At 74.0% G+C, this 21,558-nt stretch carries 13 protein-coding genes; 5 read left to right on the forward strand and 8 right to left on the reverse strand.

Annotation, left to right across the window (positions count from 1 at the left end; translation table 11 throughout):
* Nucleotides 1–26 precede the first annotated feature (26 nt).
* Nucleotides 27–968 (forward strand): aldo/keto reductase, encoded by a 942-nt coding sequence (locus ACFYYR_RS19345; RefSeq protein WP_388854418.1) that lies wholly within the window; start codon nucleotides 27–29, stop codon nucleotides 966–968.
* Nucleotides 969–1,104: 136 nt separating this feature from the next.
* Here ACFYYR_RS19345 and ACFYYR_RS19350 read toward each other — a convergent pair whose 3' ends face one another.
* From ACFYYR_RS19350 to ACFYYR_RS19365, 4 genes are all read right to left on the reverse strand, one after another.
* Nucleotides 1,105–2,592, reverse strand: a complete 1,488-nt coding sequence (locus tag ACFYYR_RS19350; RefSeq protein WP_388854421.1) for a PrsW family intramembrane metalloprotease — start codon at nucleotides 2,590–2,592, stop codon at nucleotides 1,105–1,107.
* A 54-nt stretch (nucleotides 2,593–2,646) separates the two neighbouring features.
* Nucleotides 2,647–3,495 carry a tRNA (guanosine(46)-N7)-methyltransferase TrmB gene (gene trmB, locus ACFYYR_RS19355; protein ID WP_388854528.1) on the reverse strand — a complete coding sequence of 283 codons (849 nt, stop codon included), beginning with the start codon at nucleotides 3,493–3,495 and terminating at the stop codon, nucleotides 2,647–2,649.
* 629 nt (nucleotides 3,496–4,124) lie between these two features.
* Complete coding sequence (gene lhgO / locus ACFYYR_RS19360) at nucleotides 4,125–5,366, reverse strand: L-2-hydroxyglutarate oxidase (protein WP_388854423.1); 1,242 nt, start codon at nucleotides 5,364–5,366, stop codon at nucleotides 4,125–4,127.
* 396 nt (nucleotides 5,367–5,762) lie between these two features.
* A complete protein-coding gene (locus ACFYYR_RS19365) occupies nucleotides 5,763–7,193 on the reverse strand; it encodes an MFS transporter (RefSeq protein WP_388854426.1) in 1,431 nt (476 codons plus the stop codon).
* Between the two features lie 701 nt (nucleotides 7,194–7,894).
* On the opposite strand from ACFYYR_RS19365, the gene ACFYYR_RS19370 reads away from it, so the two are divergent.
* Entirely contained in the window at nucleotides 7,895–10,060 is a 2,166-nt protein-coding gene (locus ACFYYR_RS19370; protein ID WP_388854429.1) for an asparagine synthase-related protein, read from the forward strand.
* A 54-nt stretch (nucleotides 10,061–10,114) separates the two neighbouring features.
* Here ACFYYR_RS19370 and ACFYYR_RS19375 read toward each other — a convergent pair whose 3' ends face one another.
* The 3 genes from ACFYYR_RS19375 to ACFYYR_RS19385 all read right to left on the reverse strand — a co-directional run bounded on the left by ACFYYR_RS19375 (nucleotide 10,115) and on the right by ACFYYR_RS19385 (nucleotide 14,750).
* Complete coding sequence (locus tag ACFYYR_RS19375) at nucleotides 10,115–12,526, reverse strand: sigma-70 family RNA polymerase sigma factor (protein ID WP_388854432.1); 2,412 nt, start codon at nucleotides 12,524–12,526, stop codon at nucleotides 10,115–10,117.
* A 662-nt stretch (nucleotides 12,527–13,188) separates the two neighbouring features.
* Nucleotides 13,189–13,335, reverse strand: a complete 147-nt coding sequence (locus tag ACFYYR_RS19380) for a hypothetical protein (RefSeq protein WP_388854435.1) — start codon at nucleotides 13,333–13,335, stop codon at nucleotides 13,189–13,191.
* A 608-nt stretch (nucleotides 13,336–13,943) separates the two neighbouring features.
* Complete coding sequence (locus ACFYYR_RS19385) at nucleotides 13,944–14,750, reverse strand: TetR/AcrR family transcriptional regulator (RefSeq protein ID WP_388854438.1); 807 nt, start codon at nucleotides 14,748–14,750, stop codon at nucleotides 13,944–13,946.
* A gap of 427 nt (nucleotides 14,751–15,177) precedes the next feature.
* Between ACFYYR_RS19385 and ACFYYR_RS19390 the strand changes: the two genes are divergently transcribed.
* On the forward strand, nucleotides 15,178–16,521 hold the full coding sequence (locus ACFYYR_RS19390) for an NAD(P)/FAD-dependent oxidoreductase (protein WP_388854441.1): 1,344 nt from the start codon (nucleotides 15,178–15,180) through the stop codon (nucleotides 16,519–16,521).
* 169 nt (nucleotides 16,522–16,690) lie between these two features.
* Nucleotides 16,691–18,637 (forward strand): SpoIIE family protein phosphatase, encoded by a 1,947-nt coding sequence (locus ACFYYR_RS19395; RefSeq protein WP_388854444.1) that lies wholly within the window; start codon nucleotides 16,691–16,693, stop codon nucleotides 18,635–18,637.
* Between the two features lie 390 nt (nucleotides 18,638–19,027).
* Here the strand turns inward: ACFYYR_RS19395 and ACFYYR_RS19400 are convergent, their stop codons facing one another.
* Nucleotides 19,028–20,365 (reverse strand): MFS transporter, encoded by a 1,338-nt coding sequence (locus ACFYYR_RS19400; protein ID WP_388854447.1) that lies wholly within the window; start codon nucleotides 20,363–20,365, stop codon nucleotides 19,028–19,030.
* A gap of 127 nt (nucleotides 20,366–20,492) precedes the next feature.
* On the opposite strand from ACFYYR_RS19400, the gene ACFYYR_RS19405 reads away from it, so the two are divergent.
* Nucleotides 20,493–21,062, forward strand: coding sequence for a MarR family winged helix-turn-helix transcriptional regulator (locus ACFYYR_RS19405; protein WP_388854450.1), 570 nt, complete (start codon nucleotides 20,493–20,495; stop codon nucleotides 21,060–21,062).
* Nucleotides 21,063–21,558: the final 496 nt, after the last annotated feature.

The following is a 21,558-nucleotide window of genomic DNA, read 5'->3' on the forward strand; positions in this document are numbered from 1 at the left end:
CCACCGTCCCGCCGTTCACGCCTGATATGGCTGATCAGCGCAAGTCCCTCGGCGACCTGACCGTCTCCCCGCTCTGCCTCGGCGGCAATGTCTTCGGCTGGACCGCGGACGAGGCGGAGTCCTTCGCCGTTCTCGACGCGTACACCGCGGCCGGCGGCAACTTCGTGGACACGGCCGACGCCTACTCGGCCTGGGTGCCGGGCCATGCCGGCGGCGAGTCAGAGACGGTCCTCGGCAACTGGATGGCCGCCCGCGGCAATCGCGCGGACGTCGTGATCGCGACGAAGGTGGGGGCGCACCCCGACTACAAGGGGCTCTCCGCGAAGACCGTCAAGGAAGCGGCCGAGCAGTCGCTGCGCCGCCTCCGCACGGACTGCATCGACCTCTACTACACGCACTACGACGACCCCGCCCTCCCCGTCGAGGAGTTCCTCACCGCCCTGGACGCGCTCGTCCGGGAGGGCAAGGTCCGGCAGATCGCCGCGTCGAACATCACCCCGGAGCGGCTGGAGGAGGCGCTGCTCTTCTCCGAACGCGAGGGCCTGGCGCGGTACGTGGCCCTCCAGCCGCACTACAACCTGGTCTCCCGCCACACCTACGAAGGGCCGCTCGCCGAGGTCGCCGCCCGGCACGGCCTGGGCGCGGTTCCCTACTTCGCGCTCGCCGCCGGCTTCCTCACCGGCAAGTACCGGCCGGGCACCACGGTGGACAGCGCCCGCGCGGGCCGGGCGGCGGAGTACCAGGGCACCGAGCGCGGCGAGCGTGTCCTGGCCGCGCTCGACGGGATCGCGACCGCGCGGGGAGCCGAGCCGGCCGCGGTAGCCCTGGCCTGGCTCGCCGCCCAGCCCACCGTGGTGGCGCCGCTGGCCAGCGCCCGCACGGTGCAGCAGCTCGGCACCCTGCTGGCGGTCGCGGACCTCCGCCTGGACGAGCACGAACTCGCGGCTCTGACGACGGCGTCCGCCTGACGGAGCGGGCCCGACCGGTCCGCGACCGGGGCGGCAGCCCGGTTCCGCACGGCCGGGCGTGGGCTCCCGCAGCCCGGGAGCTCTCGGCCGGCCGGACGGCTCTGCATGCCGGGTCCTCGGGGGCCGAGAGGCCGGTTCAGGGGCCGTACGGGCGGGTGCCGGGCCCGTGCGGCCCGTGCGGCCCGGCGGCCTGCCCGTACGGCCCCTGGCCCTGAGGCTGCCCGTACCCCTGAGCCGGTGCCGGTCCGTACCCCTGGCCCTGCGGCGGATACGGATGGCCGGACGGCTGGGGTCCGCCCGGCGGCGCGTAGCCGTACCCGGGCGGCGGCGGAGTCCACTGCTGCGGACCGGCCCATGCCGGTGCCGTCATACGGGCCGCGTGGGCCAGCGCCGGCTGCGCCATGTCCTTGCGCTGCCACAGATGGTGCAGCAGCTCCTGTTCCCGGGCGACGAAGTCCGTGCCCGCCGCTCCCCGGTGGGCGCGCTGCCGCAGGAACGCCAGGGCCGTCGCACAGACCTGGTACTCGACGACCATGCGGCGCCCGGCCGCGCCGTGGGTACGGCGCGCCACGGTACGGGCGATGGACCGCGCCTTCATGGAGGACAGCGCGTGCGGCTCGGCCGGCGCCAGCCAGCCCGCCGCCACATAGGCCGGCAGATGGCTGCGGACCGTCTTGAGCTCGCTGCTGCGCGACCAGATCACCAGCCAGGTCAGCAGCCCGAAGACCGGCACCATGAACATCCCGTAGACGGCGATGAAGCCGTAGCCGCCGACGGTGGCCGAGCCGTTCCAGACGGCGTGCAGCACGATCGCGGTCAGCAGACCGGCCAGCGGCAGCAGGACGCGCCGGGCGCGCTGGCGCTGCGCGGCGAGCGACGCGATGCCGAAGCCGATACCGGTCAGCGCGGTGAACAGCGGGTGCGCGAAGGGCGACAGCACGATCCGGATGAAGAACGTCGCGGCCGTGACCGACTGGAAGCCGGACGAGCCCACGGCCTGGTCCTCACCGAAGGCGTTGCCCAGGTAGAGGATGTTCTCGGTGAACGCGAAGCCCGTCGCCGTGACCCCGGCGATGACCACACCGTCGACGATGCCGTCGAAGTCCCGTCTGCGGAAGATGAAGAGCAGCAGCAGCGCGGCCCCCTTGGCGCTCTCCTCCACCACGGGCGCGATGAGCGTGGCCCCCCAGGTGTCGGCCTCGCTGGACGAACTCACCATCCGCGCCACCAGCCACTGGGTCGCGAAGCCGTTGGCGAGGATCGCCACCAGGGTCGCGGCACAGGCGCCCCAGGCGAACGCGAACGCCAGGTTCCGCCAGGGTTCCGGTTCCACCCGGTCGAGCCAGCGGAAGGCGCCGATCAGCAGTGGGACGGGCAGCACGGCCAGACCGAGACCGACGAGAAAGCCCTCGGTCCCGGTCTGTTCCCGCACCAGGGCGAGGATGACGAGACCCGAGAGCACGAGCAGGGTTATCAGCGTGCCGAGGCGGAGGGCCTTGCTGTGCCGCAGCCCTCGGCCCGGGCGGTAGCGCCACTGCTTCCGGTCCGGCACGGCGGCGAACTGCGGATGCGGTTCACAGGCCGGGACCGGCGGCTGCTGCGGCGGGTGCGGGGACGGATACACCTGTCGACCCTAACCACGCCGCGGAGCGGGCGCGACGAACTATGGCCAGTACGCTCAGCGGCGGACGAACAACAGATCGTGCACGACGTGCCCCTTGTTCAGGCCCGCACCCTCGAATTTCGTCAGCGGCCGGCCATTGGGGCCTTCGAATGCGGGGCGGGGGGCGTACCCGCCGTCGGGCTGTGTGTTCTCCAGCTCACTGCTGGCCGAGAGCACCTCGAGCATCTGCTCCGCGTACGGCTCCCAGTCCGTCGCGCAGTGCACCAGCGCGCCGGGCTTCAGCCTGGTCACGGCGAGCTCGATGAACTCGGGCTGGATCAGCCGCCGCTTCTGGTGGCGCTTCTTGGGCCAGGGGTCGGGGAAGTACACCCGCAGCCCGGCCAGCGCGGCGGGCTCGATCATCTCGCGGAGCAGGATGATCGCGTCACCGTTGGCGACGCGGACGTTGGTCAGCCCGTTCCGCTCGGCGAGGCTCAGCAGATTGCCCTGGCCGGGGGTGTGCACATCCGCGGCGAGAATGCCGGTGCCGGGGTCGGCGGTGGCCATCTGTGCCGTGGCCTCGCCCATCCCGAAGCCGATCTCCAGCACGACGGGCATGGCGGGATCCCCGAAGAGCGCACCGAGGTCCAGCTTCTCCCGGCCGTCGATGTCGAGCCCCCAGGTCGACCACAGCCGCCGCAGCGCCTCGCCCTGCCCGGTGGTCACCCGCCCGCGCCGGGGCCGGAAGCTCCGGATCCGCCGCTCGTGGTGCGACCCGGCCGGGTCCGCGGCGGGCCCCTCCGGGAAGTGCAGGCGACGCTGCCCGGCGACGGCGGCTCCACCGCCCCCGGCCGGGGCTTCGTCGGGGCTTCCGGGCGCGGCGGGGCCACCGGAGGCGCCCTGCGGGCCGCCACCGGCGGACACGGGGGTGTTGTCGGACTCAAGCACAGTGCCTCCGATTCTACGATCGCCCCACCCCCCTCCCGTCCCCCCGGGCACCGGCCCCACCGACGCTCCTCCCACCTGCACACGGACCTCAGAAAGCCCCACCGACCCGTTGGGGACGGGGATGCACCGACGGCAGAGGCCGGGCCGCAGATGTGGTTACCGGCAGGAGGGGCCACCGGCGGAAGCGCCAAGGTCGGCGGGGGGCCCAACGACGGTGGGACCGGGACCGCGGTGCAGGCCACCGACGCGGCAGCCGATACCTCTGGAGGGGATGGCCACCGGCGGGAGGGGACGGGGTCGCAGGGGTGGGGGTTCCGGGAAGCTTCCGTGTATTTGTGGGCCCCCAGGGCCCGTAAATATACGTTCCCGGAACCCCCACCCCGGAGGCCCCGGCCCCGTACCCACGACGCACCGGGCCCCGCACGCGGAGGCCCCGGCCCCTATGACGTGCCCCGTACTGACCCGCACCGACCCGGCCCCGCACCATCCGTGCCCCGCCGACACCACCACTCAGGCGGCTCAGGCGACCCAGGTGGCCCAGACGACCCTGCTGACCCCGGCCCCGCGCCGTGGCCGTCCGGCCCCGAACCCCCAACCCGTACCCCCTAAACCCGCACAGCCCCCAACGCAGCCACCGCCCGCCGCGCCACCTCCCGCCCGATCGGCAACGACGCCGTCGCCGCCGGTGAGGGCGCGTTCAGCACATGCACCATGCCGGGGGACTCGGCGAAGAGGAAGTCGTCCACCAGCGTCCCGTCCGGCAGCACCGCCTGCGCCCGGACCCCGGCCGGAGCCGGTATCAGGTCCTCGGCGGACACCTCGGGCAGCAGCCGCCGGACCGCGTCCGTGAACGCCCGCTTGGACAGCGAACGGTGCAGCTCACCCGTGCCGTACCGCCAGTGGCGCCGGGCGATCCGCCACGACCCGGGGTACGCCAGCGTCGCGGCGAGCTCCGCGGGCCGTACGGTCCGCCAGTCGTAGCCCTCGCGGGCGAGCGCGGGCACCGCGTTGGGCCCCAGGTGGACCGACCCCTCGATGCCCCGGGTCAGGTGGACGCCCAGGAAGGGGAAGGCCGGGTCGGGGACCGGGTAGACCAGGCCCCGCACCAGGTCCTGACGGTCCCGGACCAGCTCGTAGTACTCGCCGCGGAACGGCACGATCCGCATCCCCGGGTCGTCCCCCGCCAGCCGCGCCACCCGGTCGCAGTGCAGCCCGGCACAGTTGACCAGGGCCCGCGCCCGCACGACCTCGCCGTCCGCGGTGCGGACCGCGATCTCCGGGGCCCGCCGATCCGCCCGCCCTCCGGTCCGCCGGCCGATGACCCGCACCTCCGCGCCGTACCGGATCCGCGCCCCCGCGTCCTGCGCGAGCCGGGCCAGCCGCTCCGACACCGCCCCGAAGTCGCAGATGCCGGTGGTGCCCACATGAATGGCGGCCAGACCGCGGACGTGCGGTTCGTACTCGGCGATCTGCGAGGGGCCGAGCTCGTGCACCGGAATGCCGTTCTCCCGGCCGCGCTGGACCAGCGCGTGCAGCCGGGGCAGCTCGGAGCGCTCGGTCGCGACGATCAGCTTGCCCGTCACCTCGTGCGGGATGTGGTGCTCGGTGCAGAACTTCACCATCTCCGCGGCGCCCTCCGCCGCGAACCGTGCCTTGAGGGAGCCCGGGCGGTAGTAGATGCCGCTGTGGATCACACCGCTGTTGCGGCCGGTCTGATGCCGGGAGGGGCCGGACTCCTTCTCCAGGACGGTGACCCGCGTGCCGGGAGCGGCGCGCGTGATCGCATACGCGGTGGACAGACCGACGATCCCCGCACCGATCACCAGCACATCGGTCTCGTGTGCCACCGCCCCACCTCCCGCTCCGCCCCGGCACGGCCCCCGACGGCCGCGCCGACGCCGCCTCCACGACATCGAGCTGCACTCACCGCGACACCGACCGCACGGTGCCGCACTCACGATGATGCCTTGGCCCACTGACAACGGCCCGAAACCCCCCACCGGCACCACCGGAGCTCCCCCACCGGCACGGAGCGCTCCACCGGCACGGAGCGCTCCACCGGCACGGAGCGCTCCACCGGCACGGAGCTCCCTCAGCACAACGGGGGGAGTCCCAGGACGACCCCCCACCGGGAGTCCACAGGCGCAGCCGCCCGGAACCACCACGAGCCCGGCCCGGCCCCGGCGCCCGGCCCGGCGCCCGGCCCGGCGCCCGGCCCGGCCCTTGCGCCGGACGCCCGGCCGCTACGCCTGGGCCAGCAGCAGCGGCCTCGCCCGCTCCCGCAGTTCCACGACGCGCGGCTCGTCCCCGTACGGCTCCAGCCGGTGCAGCAGATCCCGCACGTACTCCGTGGTCCGGGCCGACGAGATGCGTCCGGCGACCTCCACCGCGCGGGTGCCCTGGGCGCAGGCCGCGTCGAGGTTCCCGGACTCCAGTTCGGCCACGGCGGAGACGACGAGCCGCAGCCCGTGCGAGCGGACGAACTCCTCCGTGGGCCGGGACAGGGCCTGCTCGGTGAACCGCCGCACCTGGCGCGGCGCCTTGAGATCGCGGTAGCACTCGGCGGCGTCGGCGGCGAACCGGTCCTCCGAGTAGAAGCCGAGCCAGGACGGGTCGCAGTCGCCCTGCCGGGACCGCTCCAGCCAGGCCTCGGCCGCCCGCAGTGCCGCGCCCGCCGCAGCGGAGTCCCCGGCCTTGGCGTGGGCGCGGGCCTCCACGAGCCGGAAGAAGCTCATGGTGCGCGCGGTCGCCAGCCCGCGGTTGCGTTCCACGGCGGCCTGGGCGAGGTCCACGCCCTCGTCGGCGAAGCCGCGGTACGTGGCCTGCAGGCTCATCGAGGCGAGCACATAGCCGCCGAGGGGCACGTCGGCGGCGGCCCGGGCGAGCCGCAGCGCCTGGATGTAGTAGCGCTGCGCGGCCTCCTGCTGCCCGGTGTCGAAGGCCATCCACCCGGCGAGCCGGGTGAGTTCCGCGGTCGCGCCGAAGAGCGAGCGGCCGACCTCGTCGCTGTAGGAGCCGAGCAGCAGGGGCGCGGCGTCGACTCGTAAGCACTCGGGCACCATGGACGAACGCCAGTCCCCGCCGCCGTACTTGGAGTCCCAGCGCCGGGCGTCCTCGGCCGCCTCGCGCAGCTTCGTCACATCGCTGTGGCCGACCCGCAGGGCCGCTCCGTCCGCGCCGCTCGCCTCGGCCTCCTTGGCGTCGCGGGCCGCCGCGCTGTCGGCCGGGGTTATGAGCCAGCGGGAGGCCGGGGTGGCGTACGCGCTCACCGAGAACGACCCGGCCAGGCTCTGCCAGATGCCGCCCCCGGTCCGGCGCCCGGCGAGGTCGAGCCGGTAGAGCTCCGTCGCGGACCGGACGGCGGCGCCCACATCGCGCGGGAAGGCCAGGCCGACCTCCGGCGCCGGGTCGGCGTCCGCGAGCCCGATCTCGTGCAGCGGCACGGGCCGGCCGAGCTTGCTGCCGATGGCGGCGGCGATGAGATGGGGCGCGGCCCCCTGCGGCACCATGCCCTTCGACACCCACCGGGCGACCGATGTCTTGTCGTACCGCAGGGTCAACCCCCGTTGTGCGCCAAGATCGTTGACCCGTCTCGCCAGCCCCGCGTTGCTGATCCCGGCGAGGGCGAGAACGGTGCCGAGCTTCTCGTTCGGCCCGCGTTGCTCCCTGGACATGCGCCACCCCTCGACACCCCGACGGCCGCCCCGGCATGGACGCGGGGCATTCGTAAACCCAGCGTAGTTCGCCGCATCCCTACCGTTAAGGGGCGGTGTTCCGGATGGCGAGATTGTTGTCCGTACAGGAGTGCGCCCTGGGGAAGTTGTGCCCCCGGCATGTGTGGCCGTGCGCCCGGCCGTGCGCTCTGGCCCGGTTTTTGCGCGAGCGCTTCGATGAGGGCGTGGGTCGGCCCACTGTGCTGGGTCCAGTGGGCTGGGGGACACCGCCACCTCATTCCCCGCGGGTGGTGGAACGGTCCGGGGGGCGGTCGCCGCCTCCCGGACTGCGCCGATTCCCCGCTGCGCGCGCCGGTGCCCCCTCGCACGGGCGTGCCCCGTCAGTTTGGCCGAATGGCGCCTTCGCGGCCGGGTGTTGCCCCGGCGTGCACCGGTACCGGTGGGGCGCACATCCTCCGTCGACGCGTGCTCCGGAGCCGCCCCCCGGGGCGTTCACCGTGGCAGCATGGTCCCGACGGGGCGGGCATCGCACCGTGCCGCGCGGTCCGTCGGCGTTCATTCGCGCTCGTTTGCAGTCCTGTTGGGCACCTTCCGCGCCGCACATCGTGATCAGGGCGTTGTCGTGTTCGATGCCGGAACCGTCGGCTTACTGTGCATGATGACTGCGACTTCTTGGTTGTCCACAGCCTGTGGAGGCGGCGATGCGCTGGTTGGTGGGATGGAGCTGTGCCGCCGCGGTACCGGTCACCGAGGAGCGGCGCACGCTGCAGCCCGTCGGTGCCCAACTGCTCTGGGGGGACCCCGATCCGCTGTGGGCGGTCGGTGACTGGCGCCCCGACGAGGTCCGCATCGTCCGCGCCGACCCCCCGCCCCTCGCCTACGGCAAGGACGGCCCCGTCAGCCGCCTCGCCGTGCTGGGCTGCTGCGGCGCCAGCGACGAGGAGCTCCGCCTGGGCCTGGTCGCCGCCCGCGGCGGTGCCCTCCGCCATCTCACCGCCTGGCCCGGCAGCTACACCGCCGTCGCCCAGGTCGGCCGCCGGATCACCATCGCGGGCGACCTGGCCGGAGCCCGTCCCGTCTTCCACACCCCCTGGGCCGACGGCACCGCGTACGCCACCGCCGCGCTGCCGCTGGCCGACCTGGTCGAGGCCCAGCTCGACATCGGACACCTCGCCGCCCTGCTCGCCTGCCCCGACGCCCCGGAGGCGCTCGGCGACGGCACGCCCTACCTGGGCGTGCGGCGGGTGCCGCCCGGCCACGCCCTGATCCTGCGCGACGGAGCCCGGGAGATCGCCGGGTACGAGCCGGCCGCCTCCCTCGCCGTCGCCGCGCCCCGCCTCGAACCCGCGCAGGCCGTGGACGCCGTACGGGACGCGCTCCTGGACGCCGTCCGCGCCCGGCTCGCCGCACCCCGGCACGCCCCGGAGACCCTCGCTCCGGATCCCGGGCCGGTGCCCGGCATGGGCCCCGCCGAGCGGAGAGCGGCCCGCGGCGCCCCGGCACCGGGCATCGGCGCCGACCTGTCCGGCGGCAGCGCCTCCGCGACGCTCGCCCTGCTCGCCGCGGGCCTGCCGGGCGTGCCCGGGACCCCGCTGGGGCACGGCACCGAGGCGGGCGAACGGCTCCTCGCCGTCACCTTCAACGACCTCACCGCGGAGCGCGGCGGCGGACCGGCGGGCGTGCCGCGGCCGCGCGAGGCCGAGCTCGAACGGGCGCGCAGCATCGCCGCCAACCCCCGTCTGCACCATGTCGTCGTCGCCGCGGGCGAGGAGGCCCTGCCGTACACCGAGCTGGACAGCGGGCCGCTGACCGACGAGCCGGGCCCGTCACTGGTCGTCGCGGAACGCCACCGCCGGAGGCTGCTCGCCGGCAGCGCCGACCACCTCACCGGCCACGGCGCGCGACAGGTCCTCGACGCCCACCCCGCCCGCCTGGCCGACCTGCTGATGGACCGGCAGCGCCGCCGGCTGCTGAAGCCGGTGGCCGCGCTCGCCAAGGCCGACGGGCCGTCGGCGCACTCGCTGTTCGTCCCCTTCACCGTGTACCGGGCCGCCCGCAGGCTGGCCCGGACGCCGTACCAGGAGGGCGTACGGGAGGTCGCCGAGCGGCTGCTGCACCGGCGCTTCGAGGACGGCCCGGACGCGGTCGCGCCCGTCGGACCGCCCGGCCCCGTCGCCGCGGGCGGTGCGGTCGACGCCTCCGTGGCGGCCCTGGCCTGGTGCCGCCCCGGCCCGGCCGCGCGCTGGCTGACCGGCGAGGCGCTCGCCGAGGTGTCGGTACGCCTCCAGGAGGCCGCCGTCCGGCCGGGCCCCCTGGAACGCCCCGGTGAGCGGCGGGCCCGGGCGGCACTCACCCGGTACGCCACGGACCACCGGGTCTTCGAACAGGCCGCGGAGGTGCGCAGTCAGCGGCTGCACACGCCCTTTCTCGACAACCAGGTCGTACGGGCCTGCCGCGCGCTCCCCGAAGCGCTGCGCGTGCAACCGGGGGCGCGTGCCTCGGTGTTGCGTGCGGTACTGGCGGGGGCCGGAATCCGCGACCTCCCGGCCGGCTGGGGCGCCCCCTCCCAGGCCTCCCACGCGGCGGCGGCCCGCACGGGGCTGCGGACCGCGATGAGCGATCTCCTCGCCCTCTTCGACGCTCCCCTGCTGGCGGATGCGGGGCTGGTCGAAGCCCGGGTCGTCCGCCGGGCGTTGCGGGCCGCCGCCGGGGGAGAACCGCTGCCGCTGGACGGCCTCGCGGAGCTGGTCTCGACGGAGCTGTGGCTCCGACGGCTGCTGCAACGACGGGGCACCTGCTGGACGGGCGCGGACGCACCACGGCAACGGGCGGTCGCGGGAGGCGTGGTGCCCCGCCGGGCGCTGTGAGGGCCGGAGGCCGCTTGCCGCTTGGGCCCCCGCTTGCCGCCACCTGCGGGGCCGCTAACGGCAGGTGAGGCGCGCCTGAGCCCAGTCGGCGGGCGCCGGCGAGCCCAGCAGCGAAGCCGGTTCGACGACGAGGCGGACCGTTCCGACCCCGGAGAGGTTCACGTGCACCGGAACAGCCGCATCGCCGCTCCGCAGCACACCCGACCGCCACAGAAGCGCGCCGTCACCCCGGACGGCGAACCGCACCGTGCCGTTCCCCAGCCCCATGTCGTCCACCCCGACGAACGCGTCGAAGGCCACGCAGCGCCGCTGAAGATCGACGGTCACGGACGACTTCGCCTGGACGGTCGCGCCGTGCGAGTAGCGCGTACCACCGATGGACACGCCCCTGCGCCGCCACAGCCAGCTGCTCGCACCGAGGCGCACCCTGGGGGCCGTCGCCTGTCCGCGCACCTCGACGGTCAGTTGATCGAGGAGGTAGGAGCGGCCGGGCGGGGCGGCCGAACCGGTCGGGGCGCCCGCGGACCCCTGCCCGGGAGGCGCGTGCTGAGCTCCGGGACCGGTGGCCGTACCGGAGGCCACGGGCGGGCCCTCCGGATCTGCGGACCCTCCCGTGCCGCCGGAAGCGGCCGACGGCTCCGCCCCGGTGGACGAGCCCACCGACGGCGCCGCCCCCGACGGCGCCGCCCCCGACTGATCCGGTCCCGACTGATCCGGTCCTGACGCTGCTGCTCCCGACGGTGCTCCTCCCGATGGCGCCGCCCCCGGGGACGGTGCCGTCGGGGGAGCGGCCCTGGGGGTGGGACCGGGGCTGTGCAACGTCCCCGGCGGGCCACCGGGTTCGGCTCCGGGGCGATGCGGTGCGTGGGGACCGGCCGACTGCATCGCTCGCGGCGATTCGTTCCGCTGCCCGTCATGGCCGCCTGCCAGGACGTACACCGTGGCCATGGCGGTCATGACCGCTCCCGCCGCGATGCCCGCCTTCACCGGGAGGGAGAGCCCCCCGAAGACGGAAACACCACCACCGGAACCCGCCGATCCAGTGCCCGCCCCGGCCCCGGCCTCCGCTCCCGCTCCGGCCCCGGCCTCCGCTCCCGCTCCGGCCCCGGTGCCGGTTGCCGCCTCGGTGCCCCCTGCGCCGGCACCGCCCGCAGCCGTGCCGCCCGCGCCGACTCCACCTGTGCCGACTCCACCTGTGCCGGCTCCACCTGTGCCGGCTCCACCTGCGCCGGTTCCACCGCCGACTGCGCCACTGCCGACGCCCGAACCCGCTGTCCCGACACCGGCTGTCGCCTCGGCCCCGACCGCTCCGCCGGCCTCGAGTGCTCCGCCGGCCCCGACGGCGCTTCCGGCCCCGGGCGTTGTCCCAACCGTCGTGGCCGAGGCGGCCGTGCCCGAGGCGGCCGCGCCGGCTCCGGCCGACGCCACTCCGGCACCAGTACTCGCGCCTGCGTTTCCGGCACCGGTACTCGCGCCTGCGCTCGCGGTGCCTGCTCCGGAGCCGGCGCCCGCGCCTGCGCTCGCGCTCCCCGCCCCGGAACCCGAACCCGCACCCGCACCCGCAGCGCCTGCCCCTGCTGCGGCCCCGGCCGCGGCGCCCGCCCCGGCCGTGAGCCCCGCTGCCTTGAGCGCGTAGCCGGCCGCGAACCAGCCGATGACCGCCACCGGCAGGACTGCCCGCAGCCGCTCATTGACGTCGTTGACCTCCAGCGCGGCCATACGGCAGTTCGCGCAGGTGTCCAGATGCTTCCGCAGCCCCCGCTCGGCCCGGGAGCGCAGACTCCCGCGGACATACGCACCCAGCTGGTCGGCATACCGGGAACAACTGCCGCCCGAGGCCAGCGAAGTGTTCACATGGGCTTGCAGATACGCCTGCTTGAGTCCTTCGCGAGCACGGTGCGCCAGCACCGCGGTGGCGTTCGCGGTCAGCCCCAGCAGCGGTGCCACATCCCTGGGGGACTCGTCTTCGACGGTCGTGTGCCACAGCACGGTCTGCCAGCGCTCCGGCAGACTGCGGAACGCCTGGACGGCGAGCGACCGCTCGGCCTGGTGCATGGCCTGCACATCCGCGCCCGGGTTCTCGGTACCGGACGGCGCGGCCCAGAACGGCCCCGCTCCGTAGGGCGCGGTCTCCTCGGACGCCGGGGAACGTGCCGCCGATGCCGCGAACACCGCGAAGTCCTCGACGAGTTGCTCCCTCTTCGCCGTTCGCGTCCATGCCGCAGCCACCCGGCGGACCGTGGTCAGCAGATAGGCACGCACTGCGGAGTCCGGGCCCGACCCGCGACGCACCGCCTGCAACGTGCGGGTGAACACCTCGCCGGTCAGATCCTCCGCCGTGTGCAGATCGCGGCAGCAGTGCGCGGCGTAGCGCCGCACGGCTCCCGCATGCCGGCGGTACAGCTCTTCGTACGCTCCGGTGTCCCCGCCCCGTACCCGGGTGATCAACTCGGCGTCGGAAGCCACCGATTCACCTGAACCGGCCGGGCTCCCGCCGCGCCCTTCCGCCATGGCGCCGGTCCTCGGCTCTTGACCGAGCCCGGCCTTGCCGACGTTCCCCGCGCTGCCGCCGGACCTGCCGCCATCGCCGTCCCCGGCCTCACCGGTCCCCGCGACGCCGTCGGCCTTGACGACCCAGGAGGGCCCGGCCCCTTCCTCCACGCCCCCGACAGCCGCGGGTACTTCCTTCGTGCGCTCGCCAGGCCCGGGTCCTCCCGCTGCGCCGACAGCAGATCCCGAACCCGTCCCCGAACCCGTCCCCGAACCTGGCCCCGAACCTGGCCTCGAACCTGGCCCCGAACCCGAACCCGGCCCCGAATCCGGCCCCGAATCCGACGCGGACGGAGACCCCGCCCCCGACCCCGATCCCGACGCCGACCCCGATCCCGTCCCCGCGCCGAGCCCCGTGCCGACCGTGGTGCCCCGGCTCGGCCTGGGGCGCCTACCGCTTGCTCTGCCCGCGCCGGTGGCGGTGCCTGTGCGGGGGCCTGTTCCGGTACCTGCCCCAAAGCCCGCTTCACGTCGATTCGGGGTGCTGTCGCCGGCGCTGCGAATTGGCTTGTTCTCGCCGTCGACACTTGCGCCACTCCCGGTCCGGCCGCCTCGTGACACCTCGCCGGGCGCGCCGTTCACCGGAGCCGCAGTCCCGGCACCGTCACCGGAGTCCGCCGGACCGCCAGCCCCACCCGCGCTTCCAGCGCCATCGGCGCCACGGGCACCGCGAGGGCCACGGGCACCGCCGACGCCACGGGCACCGCCAGGGCCACGCTCGTCACCCTGAGCACCCTGCGGCCCCGCACCAGCGCCCCGCACCCGCGCCGCGGGCCCGTGGTCACCCGGCCCGGCACCGTCGTCGGACCGCCCGGCAGGGGTGTCGGTGTCCAGCTCGGAGAAGCCGCTGCGCTGCTGCGGGACGCTCGGATGCGGATGCGGATGCGTGCCGGGGCTCGGGACATCGGCGGAGGGCGCGTCCGGGCAAGTGTTCTGCTCCGGAACCTGCGGGGCCCGCAACAACTCCGGCTGCCGTGCGGCCTGCCCGGTGTCCGGCTCGCCGTGACCGTGCTTTTCGTCCCGCCCGTCAGCACCCATCCCGGAAGCCCCTGTACACGCCGACATGCCCCAATATTCCGCGTCAGCGTCCCACAACCGAGCCCCGTTGCACCGGGCTTGCGCCCCCAACCACCCGTTCGGGGCGCCTTCACGCGCATGACGCGGCAGTCACCCGTTCGGGTGTTGTCGGGGCCCTTCGCGGACTCCTCGACTGAGGCGGGCCGAGGGGCATGGGCCGGCCCGGCGCACCACCGGCCCGGACACTTCCGGGCCGGTGGCCGTCAGGGGCCGGCGGGCGGACCCGACCTGCCCCTGACGCCGTCGACCGCTCGTCTCACACCGTCGGGCGCGACCGCAGGCCCTCCAGCAGGATGTCCAGCAGCCGGGCCGACGCCGCCTGCTGCTGGGCCGCGTCCGGCAGGGACGGGGCCGCGGTGGCGATCACCAGCAGGACATCGGCGACCGTCACGTCCGTGCGCAGCTCACCCGCCGCGCGGGCCCGCTCCACGAGCCGCCCCACGACCTCGAGCAGTGTCGCTGCCCCGGCGTCCTTGTCCGGCTCGCCGGCCGCCGCCCTGGCGGGCTGCTCCACCAGGCGCAGCCCCTGCTCCGCCTGACGCTGCTGCGGAACGCGCGCACCGGCCGCCTCGGCGGCCCGCACCTCGGCGCTCTTCGCGTCGGCCGGCTCCGCCTCGTCCGTCTGCACCCGCAGCACCTGCGGCGGCAGCAGCCGGCCCGCGCCCGAGGCCACGGAGGTCCGCAGGAACCGGGAGAGCGCCGACCACGGCTCGTCCTCCTGGCCCAGAGCGGTCCGCGCCTGCTCGGTCAGCCTGGCGGTCTCCTCTTCGGCTATTCGCCGGACCAGCACGTCCTTGCTCGGGAACCGCCGGTACACGGTCCCCACGCCGACGCGCGCCCGGCGCGCCACGTCTTCCATCGGAGCCCCGTAGCCCAGCTCGCCGAAGACCTCGCGGGCGGCGCGCAGGACGTGCTCCAGGTTGCGCTGTGCGTCCACGCGCAGTGGCGCGGACCGTGCGCCCGGGCCGCTGCCCGTGGCGGTGGTGGCATCCGTCGTGGCCGTAGGTCCTCCGCCGTCGGAAGCGACAGCGGCCGGCCAATGAGTAGTGCCCTGAATGTGCATAACCGTTCCCCCGGTAATGATGTCTCCCCCCGGAGACTCCCCGCCCTGACTGCCGGGGGCGGTCTGGCACCCCGACGAAGTACGAACATAGTTGAGCCCAGGTCAAGAATGAAGAGGGCAGTTCCGGGCAGCCCTCACCCCGTTCGGCGCACCGGCCCGATCCGTCCTGATTCGCCACGCCTGTGCCACCCCGCTCACCCCATCTGACCTGCACCGCTGGTCCGCCGCGGCCGGAATCTCCCGCTCCGGTCCCACCGCTTCCTCCGGTCACACATTTCGACGGGCCTGTGGACAAACACCGGCCGGAGGTGCCTCATGGGAGAGTGCTGTGTCTTCACGGGGTACACGGCAGGGGTCAGCGCTCCGCGGGGCCCCGCGCCCTGGCGCGGGCACCAGGGGCTTGAGCAACGTCGCGAGGAGACCCTCTGTGAAGGAACCGGCGCGCATTCTCGTTGTCGGCGGTGGCTACGTCGGGATGTACACCGCGCTGCACCTCCAGCGGAAGCTCAAACGCGACGAGGCCCGGATCGTCGTGCTCGACCCCGAGCCCTACATGACCTACCAGCCCTTCCTCCCGGAAGCCGCGGCCGGTTCCATCTCCCCGCGCCACGTGGTCGTCCCCCTCCGCCGGGTCCTCGGCGACTGCCAGGTCGTGATCGGCGAGGCGCGGTCCATCGACCACGCCAAGCGCACCGCGACCATCACCACCCTGGCCACCGACGAGGAGGGCACCGGCGCCGTCGAGCTCGAGTACGACGAGCTCGTCCTCGCGCCCGGGTCGGTCTCCCGCACCCTCCCGATCCCCGGCCTCGCCGAGTACGGCATCGGCTTCAAAACCGTCGAAGAGGCCATCGGCCTGCGCAATCACGTCCTCGAACAGCTCGACATCGCCTCCTCCACCCGCGACCCCGAAGTGCGCGACGCGGCGCTGACCTTCGTCTGCGTCGGCGGTGGCTACGCCGGTGTGGAGGCGCTGGCGGAGCTGGAGGACATGGCCCGCTACGCCGCGCGGTACTACCACAACGTCTCCCCCGAGGACATGAAGTGGATCCTCGTCGAGGCGACCGACCGGATCCTTCCCGAAGTCGGCGCGGAGATGGGCCGGTACACCGTCCGGGAGCTGCGCCGCCGGGGTATCGACGTCCGGATGGAGACCCGCCTCGAGAGCTGCGAGGACCGGGTGGCGGTGCTGAGCGACGGCTCCCGCTTCCCGACCCGCACCCTCGTCTGGACCGCCGGCGTCAAGCCGCACCCCGTCCTCGCCACCACCGGCCTCCCGCTGAACGGCCGCGGCCGCCTCAAGTGCACCGCCGCGCTGCGGGTCGACGGGGTCGAGCACGTCTGGGCGGCGGGAGACGCCGCGGCGGTCCCGGACGTCACGTCCGACGAGTCCGGCGCGCTCTGTGCGCCCAATGCCCAGCACGCCCTCCGCCAGGCGAAGGTTCTGGCCGAGAACCTCCTTGCGTCCTTGCGCGGTGAGCCGGTCCGGGAGTACGAGCACAAGTACGTCGGGTCCGTGGCCTCCCTCGGCCTCCACAAGGGCGTCGCCCACGTGTACGGCCGGAAGCTGAAGGGCTACCCGGCCTGGTTCATGCACCGCGTGTATCACCTCAGCCGCATCCCGACGTTCAACCGCAAGGCCCGGGTGCTCGCCGAATGGACCCTCTCCGGGCTGTTCAAGAGGGAAATCGTTTCCCTGGGCTCGCTGGAGAACCCCCGGGGCGAATTCGAACTCGCTGCCGGTACCGGCCGTCACAACGAGACGACATGACCGGCTGAGCCCGGAACGGAACTCCTCGGGAGCGGGCCGCGTCTGAGGTATGTCAGTGCCCTCGGCCACACTGGACGTGTGACCATGGGTGGGCTCACATCTACAAAGAGTGCAGTGGTACGTCCGGCCGGCCCGGCTGACCCGAAGCGACATCACGAGGCAAAGCTCAGTGAACTTCACGCGCTGGAGCGCCCGGCTCCCCGGAACACAGCGACGCGCCGCCTCGCGGACCGACCGCGGCGCGCGCCCCGCGCAGCCGTCGACGGCCGCGGGTACCGGCGGCGCCGTTCCCGCGGCGCGCGGTGAGCACCAGGGGCTCGCGTCGGACGTGGCGCGCCCCCTCCCGACCGCCGCCGCGCCCGGGGCGGAACGTCCGACGGTGGACGGGCTGTCCGTGCGCGAGGTCCTCGGGCAGGTCCCCGGCCTGGTCGCCGTGGTGTACGGGCCCGACCACCGCATCGCATACGTCAACGACGCCTACGCCGCGGTCTTCGGCCCGCGCGCGGCCGGCGAGCCCGCCCGGACGGAACTGCCCGAGCTCGCCGAACTCGGCCTGCTCGCCCTGATGGACCAGGTGCTGCGCAGTGGCAAGCCCCGCACCGTCAAGTCCCGCCGCGTCCCGGGCGCCCGGGTGGCACCCGACGGCGGCGCGGCCCGGGACGGCTACTTCACCTTCACCTGCAGCCCGATCGACATCCCCGCCGCGCCCCTCGCCGACGGGCCGGCCGAGCCGGCGCCGGGCGGGACGGCCACCGGCTCTCCGGACGGCGCGGCCCCCGAGCCCGCAGCGCCGCACGACGCACCCGCCTCAACCGCACCCGCGTCCGGCGTACCCGCGTCCACCGAGCCCCCGGAGGCGGCGTCCCCGCGGACCTCCGCCGACGACGCAGCCGTCCTCGACCCCACCGCCGTCCCGGAGCCCCACCGCGGCGTCCTGGTCTTCGCCGCCGACGTCACCGACCAGGTGGAGGCGGCCGAGCGGCTGCGCGCCAGCGAACGGCGCCAGCGCGAGGCCGCGGTCACCCTCCAGCGCAGCCTCCTCCCGCAGGAGCTGGAGCAGCCCGACGACCTGCGGGTCGCCGTCACCTATCAGCCCGGCGGCACGGATGCCGCGGTCGGCGGCGACTGGTACGACGTCATCACCCTCGGCGGCGGCCGCACCGCCCTGGTCATCGGGGACGTGATGGGCCGGGGCGTACGCGCCGCCGCCGTCATGGGCCAGCTCCGCACCGCGGTGCGCGCCTACGCCCGGCTGGACCTCCCTCCGCACGAGGTGCTCCAGCTCCTCGACGGCCTGGCCGCCGAAATCGACCCCCAGCAGATCGCCACCTGCGTCTACGCCGTCCACGACCCCAACGAGGGGCGGCTCGTCTACGCCTCCGCGGGGCATCTGCCGATCATCGTCCGCGACGCGGACGGCACGGTCCGCCGCGCCGCCGAACCCACCGGACCGCCCCTGGGCACCGGCGGCTACCTGCACGCCTCCGGATCCATGGCCCTCGGGCCGGGCGCCACCGCCGTCCTCTACACCGACGGCCTGGTGGAGCGCCGGGACAAGGACATCGACGAAGGCGTCGACGCCCTCCAGCAGGCGCTCGCCGGCGCCACGGGCTCACCCCAGGTCGTCTGCGACCGCCTCATCCGTGCCCTGGGCGTCACCGCGGACCACGACGACGACGTCGCCGTACTCGTCCTCCAGCACCCCACCCGCAGCGGTCACGACGCGGAGCTCTTCCACAACGCCGCGCTCGAACTCCTCGGCGGAGTCGAGGCCGCGCCGCGAGCCCGCGCCTTCGCGTCCGGTGTCCTGGCGAGCTGGCGCTTCCCGGTGGAGCTGCGGGACCTGGGCGTACTGGCCGCCAGCGAGCTGGTCGCCAACTCCCTCCAGCACGGGATTCCGCCCATGCGGCTGCGCCTGCGGCGCACGGACCGGCGCCTGATCATCGAGGTCACCGACGGCGACGACCACCTGCCGCGGCGCCGCACCGCGGAACCGGTGGACGAGGCGGGCCGCGGCATCTCGATCATCGCGACGATCGCCTCCTCCTGGGGCTGCCGCCGGACTCCCGGCGGCGGCAAGTCGGTCTGGTGCGAATTCGCCCTCCCCGCCGCATGACACCCGGGGCCCACCACCGGCAACCCCGCGGGGAACGGACCGCGCCCCGGCCCGGCTGTTCAGCCGCCTCTCCGGGCCGGTCCGGCACGCACCCCTGACGTGACGGACCGCGTCCCCTCCCGAACGGAACGGGGGACGGAACCGGAGGGAACGGAGCCCCCGAACGGATTCCGACCGGGAGCCCCTCCCCGGCCGTGGCCCCTTCCTCGAACTTCCTGGGGTGCCGTCCGGTCTACCGGGCCGCAGAACATGGAACAACGGAACCGCCCCCGGCGGCAGCAGCACATCGCTGCTCCCACCGGGGGCGGTTGAGGCGCGCGGATCAGGGCGGCCCTGCGGAAGGGACTCCCGCAGCCGGCCGCCCGAGCCCCTGCCGTCAGACCCCTGCCGTCAGACGCCCGCCGTCACCTGGGCTGCCACCGGCTCGGCCGGTACGGACTCGGCCCGCTGCGCCGGTATCACCACCGGGCCGGCGGCCTCGGCCGGTGCCGCGGTGCGGTGCGGACGGTCCTGAGCCGGGGTCAGCCGCCGCCCGAGCCGCAGGGCGAGCACCGTGATGCCCAGCGAGCACCCCAGCAGCAGCACGATGTACTCGGTGTACATGCCCGCACCGGCGATGAGCCCGCCCGCCGCGGGGCCGACCGCCAGGGCAAGCTGCTTCACCAGGGCGAAGGCCGAGTTGTACTGCCCCACCAGCGAACTCGGCGCGAGGTCGGCCACCAGCGGCGCCACGGTCGGGGAGAGCATCGACTCGCCCAGCCCGAAGAGCGCGTAGGTGGAGATCAGCGCGCCGGTCGCGATCGCCTGGCTGCCGTGCACCAGACCGGACACCCCGGCCGCCACCCACGCCAGCGTCCAGATCAGCCCCACCAGCGCGACCACCCGGCTCCGCCGGTGCCGCTCCACCAGCTTCAGCACACCGAACTGGGCCAGCACGATGACGGCCGTGTTGGCGGCCAGCGCGATCCCCAGCGTGGAGGGCGAGATCCGGGCGGCCTCCACGGCGAAGGCCGCAAGCCCCGACTCGAACTGCCCGTAGCAGGCGAAGAACATCACGAAGCCCAGCACGCACAGCTGGACCATGGCCCGGTCGCCGAGCAGGGCCCGCCAGCCGCCGTTCGCCCGGTCGTCCGTCGGCACCGCGTCGTCGACCCGGGGCACCTGCGGCAGCCGAACGGTCGCCGCCGTCACCGCCAGCACCAGGAACATCACGGCCTCGATCGAGAACAGCGTCACGAAGCTCGACGGCCGCGAGGTGTCGACGATGAGCCCGCCCAGCAGGCCGCCGACGCCGAGGCCCAGGTTGCTGAGGAAGAACTGCCCCGCGAACGCGCGGGACCGGGTGACCGGAGTGGAGCACCAAACGATCATGGTGGCCAGCGCCGGCTGGATCACAGCGATGCCGGCGCCCAGCAGCCCCGCAGCACCGATGACGAGCGGCTCGCGCTCCGCCAGCCCGAGCGCCAGTGACCCGACGGCCGCGGCGACCGACCCCGCGATGGCAACCGGCAACGGACCCCGCCGGTCGATGACCCGACCGGTGAACGGCAGCACGACCAGTGCGGCGACGGCGAACGCCGCGAGCACCACACCGGCAGTGCTCGCGCCGAGATTCCGGACCTGCGCCACATAGACGAAGAGGAACGGAACAGTGAAGCCGTTGCCGAACGCGCTCAGCGCGTTGCCCAGCTGGATCCGGCGCAGAGCTGCGCCCATCGCGGTGGTCACACTCACCTACCTAGGTCGAGAGAGGGTGGACAGTCGAGGTCTGAAGACTTCAACTGTAAAGTTCGAAGCTAAAGAGTACACAGAGAAGGACTTCAAGGCCAATGAGTTGCGTGCCATACTCCCGGGCATGGCTGACACCCCCGCCCCGCCCGCGTCGCACCGGGAGCCGAGCCTCGATGAGCAGATCGCGGCCTACCAGCGCGAGTTCCGCGACCTCGACCCCCAGGTCGAGCAGGTCGTCTCGGCGCTCCAGCGGCTCAACCGGCGTATGAACGTCGCGTACGGACGCCAGACCGCCACGCTCGGGATCAGCAACGCCGAGTGGGAGGTCCTCAAGGCCCTCGTCCTGGCCGGCGTTCCGTACCGCATGGGGCCGGGGGACCTGGCCAAACGGCTGGGGCTCACCCCCGCCGCGATGACCCACCGGGTCGACCGGATGGCGAGCGAAGGTCTCGTCACCCGCGAACGCGACGAGAACAACCGCGTCCGGGTGATCGTGGAGCTCACCGACGAGGGCCGGGAGAAGTGGCTCGAGGCGATGCGGCTGGCGTCGGTCTTCGAGGAGGACCTGCTCCAGGACCTCTCACCGGAGGAACGGGTGCAGTTGGGGGATGTGCTGACCCGCCTCCTGCGGCGCGTGGAGGACGCCCAGCCCGACGCCGACGGCCGCCTGGCCGACCTCGACGAGGCAGGTTGACGCGCACCGGCGCGGTCCGTATAGTCCTTCGGGTTGCCACGGAGCCGATACGGTTCCGGAGCAGCCACTCGAGCCGCACCGGCGGCAAACCACTCAGCACGATCTCCCAGCGGGGACGATTTCGGCATGCCGGAATCAGATCCGAATGGCTCGATTATGAGCCGCCAGGGAAATCCGCTAAAGTAGTGGACACGCCGGAAGGCGCGAAAAACCCCGCTCCAACAGGGGGCCGGAATCGAATTCGGACCGGAAACGGAACGAAAAAGAGTCTGGTAAGGTTGGAAACAACGAAGGGAAGCGCCCGGAGGGCCCGAAAGGGAACAAAGGAAGCGTCCGTTCCTTGAGAACTCAACAGCGTGCCAAAAGTCAACGCCAGATATGTTGATAACCCCGTCTCCGGGCCATCACGGTCCGAGGCGAGGTTCCTTTGAAAAAACACAGCGAGGACGCTGTGAACCGGGGGGACTATTCCTCCTCCTGGTTCCGCTCTCGTGAT

The sequence above is a fragment of the Streptomyces sp. NPDC001922 genome (genome assembly GCF_042891165.1).
Taxonomy (GTDB): domain Bacteria; phylum Actinomycetota; class Actinomycetes; order Streptomycetales; family Streptomycetaceae; genus Streptomyces.